Annotated in this window: 10 protein-coding genes; 3 read left to right on the forward strand and 7 right to left on the reverse strand. The window is 65.0% G+C overall.

The genetic code is table 11. The annotated features are described in order from the left end of the window. The first annotated feature begins 347 nt into the window (after window positions 1–347). Window positions 348–890, forward strand: a complete 543-nt coding sequence (locus ACXJKR_RS16295) for a thermonuclease family protein (protein ID WP_457323712.1) — start codon at window positions 348–350, stop codon at window positions 888–890. Window positions 891–981: 91 nt separating this feature from the next. After that, a complete protein-coding gene (locus tag ACXJKR_RS16300) occupies window positions 982–1,791 on the forward strand; it encodes an NYN domain-containing protein (RefSeq protein WP_457323713.1) in 810 nt (269 codons plus the stop codon). Between the two features lie 40 nt (window positions 1,792–1,831). Here ACXJKR_RS16300 and ACXJKR_RS16305 read toward each other — a convergent pair whose 3' ends face one another. Next, complete coding sequence (locus ACXJKR_RS16305) at window positions 1,832–2,185, reverse strand: DUF4148 domain-containing protein (protein WP_457323714.1); 354 nt, start codon at window positions 2,183–2,185, stop codon at window positions 1,832–1,834. A 331-nt stretch (window positions 2,186–2,516) separates the two neighbouring features. Here ACXJKR_RS16305 and ACXJKR_RS16310 point away from each other — a divergent pair, with 331 nt between their 5' ends. Further along, window positions 2,517–4,088 (forward strand): Na+/H+ antiporter, encoded by a 1,572-nt coding sequence (locus tag ACXJKR_RS16310; protein WP_457323715.1) that lies wholly within the window; start codon window positions 2,517–2,519, stop codon window positions 4,086–4,088. Between the two features lie 155 nt (window positions 4,089–4,243). Here the strand turns inward: ACXJKR_RS16310 and ACXJKR_RS16315 are convergent, their stop codons facing one another. The 6 genes from ACXJKR_RS16315 to ACXJKR_RS16340 form a co-directional block, all read right to left on the reverse strand. Continuing rightward, complete coding sequence (locus ACXJKR_RS16315) at window positions 4,244–4,816, reverse strand: DNA-3-methyladenine glycosylase I (protein WP_457323716.1); 573 nt, start codon at window positions 4,814–4,816, stop codon at window positions 4,244–4,246. Window positions 4,817–5,047: 231 nt separating this feature from the next. Then, the gene (locus ACXJKR_RS16320; RefSeq protein ID WP_457323717.1) at window positions 5,048–6,382 is read right to left on the reverse strand and encodes an MFS transporter; all 1,335 of its coding nucleotides are present in this window, start codon (window positions 6,380–6,382) and stop codon (window positions 5,048–5,050) included. A gap of 247 nt (window positions 6,383–6,629) precedes the next feature. After that, on the reverse strand, window positions 6,630–6,956 hold the full coding sequence (locus tag ACXJKR_RS16325) for a hypothetical protein (RefSeq protein ID WP_457323718.1): 327 nt from the start codon (window positions 6,954–6,956) through the stop codon (window positions 6,630–6,632). A 3-nt stretch (window positions 6,957–6,959) separates the two neighbouring features. Then, a complete protein-coding gene (locus ACXJKR_RS16330) occupies window positions 6,960–7,307 on the reverse strand; it encodes a DUF4148 domain-containing protein (protein WP_457323719.1) in 348 nt (115 codons plus the stop codon). A gap of 98 nt (window positions 7,308–7,405) precedes the next feature. After that, window positions 7,406–8,629 (reverse strand): MFS transporter, encoded by a 1,224-nt coding sequence (locus ACXJKR_RS16335; RefSeq protein ID WP_457323720.1) that lies wholly within the window; start codon window positions 8,627–8,629, stop codon window positions 7,406–7,408. 124 nt (window positions 8,630–8,753) lie between these two features. Continuing rightward, window positions 8,754–9,131, reverse strand: a 378-nt coding sequence (locus ACXJKR_RS16340; protein WP_457323721.1) for a nuclear transport factor 2 family protein, incomplete at its 5' end; no start/stop codon positions are given.

Below are 9,131 nucleotides of genomic sequence, written 5' to 3' on the forward strand. Positions count from 1 at the left end.
AGGTGCTGCGTTGCTCGGACCAGGCGCAAGTGAACTCTTGAATGCGGAAGCCGCGATGAAGCCGCTCAGCCTGCATTCACCTGCTGAACAACGGAGTGGGTTCTGGAGGTTGGACCATGAGTACATGGCTCAACCGGGGGGGTGCCTCCGGCGGCCCTGCCGGGGGCTTTCTAGATCTATCCTGTAATGAAGACTTAAAGCTAAGTCGTTGATGGCAGGATAGCAGCGTGCTAACTGAATGCACGCGCCCTAACTGAGCAGGTGCCGAATCTGCATGACAGCGATGAGGTATTGAGCCTCGGCATTGCGACCGGGGCTTTCTTTTTGGTGCCAACCTTTCGTTTGACATGAAGTTCCTCTCATCCATCGCGCTGGCTATCCCGTTGCTACTGCCTCCCGGCACCTCAGCGGCGGCCGAGCATCGGCATGAGCCTTGGACCGCCCGCTGCGAGAAGACGCGCGGTGTCCACGACGGCGACACCTTCGCGTGCCTGCCCTCCCCGGGTGAGCGCGAGCCCTTCGTGGTCCGTCTCGCAACGGTCGACGCTCCCGAGTTGGGCCAGGCCTACTCGCGAGCCGCCCGCGATGGCCTCTTCAACCTGGTCGGTCCGGGGACCAAGGTCGAGTGCTACAAGGTCGACCGGTTTGACCGCGAGGTGTGCCGCGCCACCACGGCAACTGGCCAGGACGTGCAGCTTGTTCTTGCCCAGCAGGGGCTGGCCTGGCATGCGAAGAGGTACGTGCGAGAGCAATCACCCGAGGAGGCGAAGCAGCTCCACGACGCCGAAGCGGCCGCGCGCGACGGCAAGTTGGGCCTCTGGGTGGAGCCCGACCCGATGGCCCCCTGGGACTGCCGGCGGGCACGGCTCAAGCGGGAGCGGTGCCGCTAGGCCCGCCTCGTCGCTGCGCGGGGCCGCATGGCCTACGGCCCTGGCGATAGTGCGGGCACTACGATCCGCAGCAGGGAGGGTTCAGAACATGATGTCGAACCAGGATGGCGGTGGATCGGTCGCGATGTACTGGGACTTCGAGAACCTGCATGCGGGACTCGTCGATGCCAAGTACGGCGACGGCACCTACGCGAAACAGGACAACCGCTTCAAGGCACAGGAGCCGTTGATCGATGTCCAGGCCCTTGTCGAGCTGAGCGCATCGTTCGGACCTGTCGCGATCAACCGGGCCTATGGCAATTGGCAGTTCTTCGGCCGCTACCGCGACGCGCTGCTGCAAAGCGCCGTCGAGCTGATCCAGCTGTTCCCACCCGGCGCTGCCGCCAAGAACGGCGCGGACATCAAGCTCTGCCTCGACGCCACCGAAGACATCGCACGATTTGCCCACGTCAGCACCGTGATCATCATCGGTGGCGACAGCGACTTCATGCCGGTTGCCCAGAAGATCAAGGCGGCAGGCCGCACCCTGATCGGCTTCGGCACGCGCAGGAATACCAACCGGCACTGGGCCAAGAGCTGCCACGAGTTTCGCTTCTACGACGCGCTGGTCGCCGCACCGGCGGAGCCGGAGGCGCCAAAACCGCCGGGCGACAAGACCCCCGCAGCGAAGCCGGCCAATCCTGCCGCGGACATTCTTCAGCGCGCGGTGCGCCTGCTGTCGGAGGCCAAGGGCGAGCCCTGGGTCGGAAAGGKAGCGACCTGGCACATGATCAAGCGCCTGGATCCCACCTTTGACACCAAAGACCACGGCTACGCGAGCTACGGCGAAATGGTCAAGGCGCTGGACGCGCTGGTTGAAGTGAAGAAGGGGGAATCGGACCACATGCTTCGATTGCGCTGAGTCCGAACTCCCCCGCGGCACAGGTCAGCACCATTGGCCGTTACTGAACGGTGCCGGTGCGCTGCGCGGTGCCGATACCCGCCACGTCGACGGTCTCGCCGAAGCGCGCCGCGTGGGCGCGGACCAGCTCGGCGTACTTGGGCGACTGGCGCAGCTGCTGATAACGCTGCTGGGCAGCCGCGTATGCCGGGGAGTCGGCGTCCACGTTTTCGCGGCGGTCCAAGTGCTGCAGGCCGGACTGAAGGTAGATCTCCAAGTCAGCGATGACCTCGGCACGGGTCTTGAACGACTGGGTCGTCGAACGGGGCACGGACGGATTGTCGGCGGCCTGCGCGCTGGCTGCGACGGTGAAAGCGGCGGCAGCCACGGCGACTACAAGGATTCGTTTGAACATGATGACACCTCGATGATGGATTGAAGAGCTAACGTGTGAACGGTGCTGACACTTGGCATCTCTGCAGGCAGTCCCGTTGAATCCAATGTAGGTTTCAGCGTTCTTCAGAAAAAGGCCATCGAGGGCGATGGACTATCGCGCTCTGCGCAAAGATCCTCGGTGGCCGCGGGCCTCGCACTGAGCCTGCCCACATGCAAGTCGCGCTGCCCGTCACGCCGCGGCACTGGACTGCGAAGCGCCCGCGGCTCCTTCGAGCCGGTGCCCTGTGAGCTTGGCCGGATCATCCTTTTGACCACTGTCCAGTAGACCTCTCGATGACCATACTCGGGCGATGCCGATGCTCGAGCAAATCCTCATCCTCTTCGTCGCAGCCATGATGCTGGCAGCCGCTGCCCGCCGCGCCCGGGCGCCCTATCCGGTGTTTCTTGCCCTGGGTGGTGCGCTGCTCGCGCTGGTGCCCGGCGCACCGAACCTGACTCTGCCTCCTGACCTCGTGCTCGCACTCTTCGTCGCGCCCATCCTGGTCGACGCCGGATACGACGCTTCCCTGAGGGACCTGAAGGACAACTGGTTGCCGCTGGCCAGCCTGGTGGTGGTGGCCGTGGGCCTCACGACGGCGGCCGTCGCCGTCGTGGCCCATGCGCTTGTGCCCGGCCTCCCCTGGGCAGCCGCCGTCGCCCTGGGGGCCATCGTCGCGCCGCCGGACGCAGTGGCGGCAACGTCGGTGCTGCGGCCGTTGAGGCCGCCCCAGCGGATCCTTGGCATCCTCGAAGGCGAGAGCTTGCTCAACGATGCCAGCGCGTTGCTGATCTACCGCCTCGCCGTCGGTGCAGTCGCGGCCGGTGGCTTTTCTCTGGAGACGGTGGCGCCCACGTTCCTGCTGGCCGTGCTGGGCAGCGTGATCGCGGGCACTGCACTGGGGTGGCTGGCGCAGCTCCTGTTCGAGCGCGTCCAGCACATCCCCACGGCCATCATCCTGCAGTTCGTCGGCACTTTCAGCGTGTGGCAGCTCGCCGAGCACGTCGGCTTGTCGGGTGTCCTGACGACGGTGTGCTTCGCCATGACGCTCGGGCGCCTTGCACCCTCACGCCTGCCGGCGCGAATCCGCGTCCCGACCAATGCCGTCTGGGCGACGCTGGTGTTCGCGCTCAACATCTTTGCGTTCATCTTCATCGGGCTGCAGCTGCGCCCCATCCTCTTCGAATTGGATGCCGACACCCGGGAGCGATACCTGGTCGTCGCCATGGCCGTTCTTGCGACGGTGATCGGAGTGCGGATCGCCTGGCACATGACGTACAACGCGCTGCGCCGGATGTACGACCGCCGCTATGGATTCCGGCCACCCAGGCCGATGCTGCAGCCCACTGTGGGCAGCGGCCTGGTGATCTCTTGGGCCGGCATGCGCGGCATCGTCACGCTGGCCGCGGCGCTCGCACTTCCCGAAGGATTTCCTGCCCGCGACCTGATCGTGCTGACCGCCTTCCTGGTCGTGCTCGGCACGCTGTTGATCCAGGGGCTGACGCTGAAGCTGCTGCTGCGCGCCCTTCAGCTGGAGGACGGCAACCCGGTCGCCCGGGAGGAGCACGCCGCTCGCCAGCGCATCCTGGATGCCGCCTTCACCCAACTGCCGCCGGACGCATCGGATGTCGCCACCCTGGTGCGCAAGAACCTCAAGCTGCATCTGGGACGTCCGCTGCACGCCGACGGCAGCAACTTCGCGTCATTCGGATCGGCATACGACACCCACTACGACGCGGCGCTGCGGGCGGCCCGCCAGGCGCTGCTCAAAATGCGCGAGTCCGGTGAAATTGGCGACGATGCCTTCCACACGCTGGAGAACGATCTGGACTGGCTGGAGGTCACCGACCCCCTGCGGGCGGCGAATGCAGACGCGGTCAACTAGCCAGCGAGCGCCGCCTAGGGATGCACGCCGGCTCTGACGTCCCACCGAACGCCCAAAACAGCTCGCTTACAACAACAGCCAGTTTTGGGGATCGCAGGAGCGCCGGCCGCCGGGCAAGACAGGAAACCTTGCGAAGCCAACTGGCCGGCAGGGTGTCAGCGTGCCAGCGCCTTGCACTTCGCGCGTCTGAAACAAGCGGTTGAGTGGTCGTTGACGATGCCGATGGCCTGCATCCAGGCATAGACGATCGTCGGCCCGACGAACTTGAATCCACGCCTCTTGAGTTCCTTCGAGATCTCCTCGGAAAGCGGAGAACTCGTGAGCCAGCTGTGGCCATCACCCTGGAGCGGCACGCCGTCGGTAAACGACCAACAGAACTCGGCGAAGTCTTCGCCTCGCTCATGCATCTCGCAGTAGATCTGTGCTCCCTTGATGGTGGCTTGGATCTTTGCCCGCGCGCGCACGATGCCAGGGTTTTGCATCAGTCGTTCCACGTCGCCGGCGTCGAAGCGAGCCACCTTCGCCGGATCAAAGCCGGCAAATGCCTCGCGAAACGCTTCCCGCTTGCGCAGCACGATGATCCAGGCCAAGCCGGCCTGGAAGCCCTCGAGCATCAGCAGCTCCCAGAGCTCGCGCGGGTCCCGCTGCGGAACGCCCCACTCCTCGTCGTGATACGTGCGCATCAGCGGATCGTCTTCCGCCCAGACACAGCGATGGCGCGTGGTCATGGCGAGCGCGAGTCCGAGGACTCTTCCAATTTCCTGCTGCAACGGGCGTTGCTGATCACGTGTGATGCCGCCATGGGTATGCCTAGGTTCAAGATGCCAGCGAAAGGCCCGAACTATGCAGACCCGGACGGCCGCGCGCCAGCCTGATGCTCCACAAGAGCTGCCCGATCATTGCGCGATCGCGATCGGAATGTGGCTGCGGCTTGTCGAACGTCTAGCGCTTTGCCGAAATTAGTCCAAGACCTTGCGGTTAGTCTCGGGCATGACCACATAGACCACGAGGCTGATCATGCAGATCGCGGCGATGTAAACCCATGCGAGGTGGCCGACACCATACTTTGTCATCGTCTGCACGATCCAGGGACCGGTGCCACCAAAGATGGCAACCGCTACTGCGTAGGGGAAGGAGACACCGGTAGCCCTGACCTCCGCTGGGAACTGTTCAGCCAGTACGGTCGACACCGTGCCAGAGAACATGCTTGCCAGGGCCATGCCGATGGTCGCAATGAGCGTGTCCATCCAAAAGTTGCCCGACAGAAGCGCCATGCCGGGTCCCACGAAGAGCGCAGAGCCCAGCGCAAAGGTGATCAGCACCGGCTTGCGTCCGATGCGGTCCGACAACGCACCGAAGGCCGGCACCAGAAAGAGCGAGATCACGATCGAGATCATGCTGGCGCTCAAGGCCTCCTTCAGCGGCATACCTGTCTTGAGGTGCGCATAGGTGGGGAAGTAGACCAGCCAGATGTAATTGATCAGGTTGCCGGACATGGCGATGCCGACGACGCGAAGCGCTGCGCGCGGATGCTCCTTGAACATCTGTGTCAACGGACGTCGACGGGCCACACCGGCGTGCGCCCTTTCCGCAGCCTTGAACGACTCCGTCTCCGGTGCCGCCATGCGCAGCCAGAGCACGATGAGGCCCAGCAACCCCGCGACGGCGAAGCCGACGCGCCAGCCCCATTCGGCCATCTCCGCAGGCATCAACAGGCTGCTGAGCACGAAGGCAATGAAGCTTGCGACCAGCACGCCAGCGTTCACCGCCATGAACTGGAGCGAGCCCGCGAAGCCGCGGCGACGAGCGGCGCCGCTTTCCACCAGGAACGTCGCGCCGGCGCCGTACTCTCCGCCCGCGGAGAAGCCCTGGGCCAGTCTCGCGATCACGAGAATGACGGATGCCCAAATGCCGATCGTCTCGTAGCCCGGGCAAACCGCGATCACGAGTGACGAAACAGCCATGATCGAGATGGACAGTGTCAGCGCCTTCTTGCGCCCGTACTTGTCGCAGTAGGGGCCGAGGATCGCGCCCCCGACAGGGCGCATCACGAAGCCGACGGCGAAGACCGCCAAGGTCGAGAGCAGGCCAGTGAGTGGGTCTTCCGACGGAAAGAAGTGCGAAGAGAACAGCGACGCGAAGGTGGCGTAGATGACCCAGTCGGCGTACTCGACGATGGTGCCCAGGGTGGCCGCAGCCATGGCGCGCTTCTGCGCCTTGGTCAGCTTTGCCGGGGGTTCGGTGATCGCGGCAACGCGCGCTGACTTGATCTCTTCATTGAATACGGCACTCACGCTTGTCTCCTGTCAATCCAGAGGCTTGGAATTGAGCCCTCTGGTCTTTTGTTGTGGCTCTCATCGCGTGAGGTAGCGATGAGCACTTGTTGACAGTTTTGACGCAGCAGCGGCGTGCAACAAGCGAGATTTTTGCCGTCGTGGGTTGCAAAAAACTCAAGCACGACACCCGGCAAAACACTGCGGGCCGGAGGAACCTGTGGAGAGGTGAATGGGCTGCCAGGGATACCTGGCAGCCCGCCGTCCATCAGTCCTTCGAGGCGGCGTCGCGACGCGGCGAGCGACTCGCCCGCAACTCTCGCGGCTCGCTCAGCGCGACGGAGTCCGACGAGGCACGCAACGCTGCGTAGCGGCGCTCGGCGGCTCGCACCTGCGTGCTCAGGCTGGGCCCGTCGACCTCCCGCTGCGCGACCAGATCCGCAAGCCCGGACCGATGCCAGCGCGCCAGGTCGGCAACAACCTCAACGCGTGTACCCTCTGACTGCGTGATCGTGGACGCCCCGGCAGGTGGGGTCGCGGACCCCACCATGAGTGCAAAGAGCTGCAGCGATCCGATGAAGCATCTGGCTTTCATGGCTTACCCCTGCTGCGACGAGTCGCGTGCTTCCAACATCGTCTGCTGGGCGTCTCCGCCCTGCTCCATGCGCTTGACCTGCTGACGGAACTCCGGCGCGGCCCGCAGCTGCTGATACCGCGCGTACGTCTCGCGATACCTGCGGCTGTTGACGTCCGGCTGATCGTCCGGCGACTGCCGGACCAGCATGGCCATGCCGGAGCGCACCCAGACCAGGTAGTCGGCAGCGACCTCTGCGCGCGTGACGGCCGCAGCTTGCTGTGGTGCCGCGGCCGCCGGTTCGGCGGCGATCGCGCCGTGCGCGACTGCCGCCAGGATCGATGCCACGAGGGCACGTTTGAGCTGAATCATGATCTGTCCTTTCATTGCGTTGCTTTGGAGAACCTCTCTCGATGGCCTCCGATTGGGGCGCCGCTGACCCGCCGCACTGCCGGCCGGCTGCAAGCGTTCTAGGTATTCACCGATTCCCTGAGGAGATCCCGCGTCGCCTGGCCGTGACGGCCAAAGCGCGCGACCTGCAGGAACACCGTCAACACTGCAAGGCCGGCACCCACGACGCAGACACTCGTCCACCCGAGCCTCGCCCACAGGGCTGTTGCCAGCGGGGCCGCCACCATCCCGCCGGTGAACAAGCCCATCGCGTAAACCGCGGCCAGGCGACTTCGTGCGCCTTGGCAGAGCGTGAAGATGCTGGCTTGGTTGCCCACCTGGGAAGCGGCCACGCCGAAGTTCAACAACGCGCCGCCGGCCGCGAGCGCCCAGCAATTCGTCTGGAGCAGGCCGACGAGCAGCCAGGCCGCAGCGACTGAGCCCACGCCGATCAGCCCGATCCAGTTGGTGCCGATACGGTCCACCCACCGAGCAAGCACCGGGATGAACAGGACGCCTGCGAGGCCCATCAGGCCGAAGACCGATATCTCGGCGGCGTCGAGCTGGTGTGCCGGCCCTGCGAGGAACATGGGAAGCACGATCCAGAAGAGGTTGAACGCCGCGAACTGCAGCCCCTGCGTCGCCGTGGCCTCGCGAAGCGGTCGCTGGCTACGCAGGAGGCGCCCCAGAGAAGCAATCAACTCGCTGTAGCGCAACGTGGGCGTGGCTGGGAGCGACGGAAGGGCTCYGCGCAGCGCCACGGCAATCAGGACGCACATCGCAGCCGAAAGCCAGAAGGGCGCGCTCCATCCAAGCTTCTCGGCGAGATAGACGCTGGCCGCCCTGGAGATCACGATGCCCGCAAAGGTGGCCGCCGTCATCCGCGCAATGACCTCGGAGCGCTGCTCTGGACTGACCAGCCTGCTCGCCAGTGGCGGCAGCAAGTAAGGCGCGACGGTTGTGGCGCCGACCAGGAAGCTCGCCAGTGCCAGAGGACCGCTCCCGGTGGACAGCGCACTAAGGCACAGCGCGACCACATTCGCGAGCAGGACCGACACCACCAGGCGCCTGCCATCGAGCAGGTCACCAAGTGGCAGCAACGCGAGCACGCCAACCCAGAGGCCAAGCTGCGTCAAGGCAGGGAAGAGACCCGCCTGCGACAGGCTCAGACCCAGCGCATCCGCCACTTCCGGGATCACGCTCTGGATGTCATAGGCCCCACCCATCGCGATCCCGCCGGCCGCGCACAGCAGGACTTCGAAGCGAAGGCTGATCCGCGGAACTGTGGGTGAGCTTGGCTGCATGGAATGTCTCTGTGGTGAGGTGCGCAACGGGCCATGCCCGTGGGTGCCTGGCCGCCTGCGCGGCGTCGGAGGTCGACCCAGGGAACATGTCGCGCGGGCGTACCGCGCGCGCTCAGGAACCAGATCAGGGCGTCACTCGACGCCAGAGATCGTTGAAAGCCACGCTGTCGAAGAACGCGGACGCCTTGACGACCTTGCTGCTTCGCATCTCGAAGAACCAGGCATAGGTGTTGGTGTAGGGCTTGCCGTCCTTGGCCGTCCCCGAGGCATCGAAGAAGATGACCACCGAGTCCCCATCGGCGTGCATCTGCCGGATCGTGGGCTTCAACCCCACGCTCATCCGCGCATTGAACGGCTGGATCACTTCCGTCATGAAGGCCTGGCGCGACGGGTAGGTCTTGGACGCATCGGAGTTCCCGACGATGGTCCAAGTGGCGTCATCGGCCAGCAATTCGTAAGGGCTGCCCTTGCCATCGGGCCAGGCGTCGAACCTCTCCTTCAC

It is taken from the genome of Roseateles sp. P5_E11 (genome assembly GCF_054049355.1).